General features: G+C 63.0%; 1 protein-coding gene. It reads right to left on the bottom strand.

Going from position 1 to position 567, the window contains the following annotated elements; genetic code table 11:
• On the bottom strand, positions 1-567 hold a 567-nt coding region (locus G9Q84_RS29030), incomplete at both ends, for an ABC transporter permease subunit (protein ID WP_420875432.1).

Here is a 567-nt window from a genome sequence, read left to right as displayed (position 1 = left end):
CCGCTTCCGGGTTGCCGCCGATGGCCATGGTGTTGCGCCCGTAGGTGGTGTAGTTCAGCAGCCAGCCGAAAAACACAAAGCACACGATGGTGATCAAAATCGGCACCGGCACGCCGAACAACTGGCCGTTGCCGAACACAAAGAACTGCTCCTGGGACACGCCAACCGCCTTGCCGTCGGCAAAGATGTAGGCCAGGCCGCGCACGATCTGCATCGTGGCCAAGGTGGTGATCAACGCATTGACCCGCAGCTTGGCGATGACGATGCCGTTGATCAGCCCGACGATCAGGCCCATCAGCAGCGCGGCGCCGATGCCGAGCATGACGCTCTCGGTATCGCGCATCACAATCGCCGCCACCACGCCGGCACAGGCGATCACCGAGCCCACCGACAAGTCGAAGTGCCCCGACGCCAGGCAGAACAGCATGGTGCACGCGGCGATGCCCACGGTGGAAATCGCCAGGCCCAGGCCGCGCATGTTCAGCGGTGAGAGGAAGTTGTCGATCAGCAAGGCGCACAGCACAAAGATGCTCACCGCCGCCAACAGCATCGCCCAGTTGTCGAGCA

The sequence above is a fragment of the Pseudomonas sivasensis genome, assembly GCF_013778505.1.
In the GTDB taxonomy this organism is placed as follows: Bacteria; Pseudomonadota; Gammaproteobacteria; order Pseudomonadales; family Pseudomonadaceae; genus Aquipseudomonas; species Aquipseudomonas sivasensis.
This window is presented reverse-complemented; position numbering and strand designations above follow the sequence as displayed.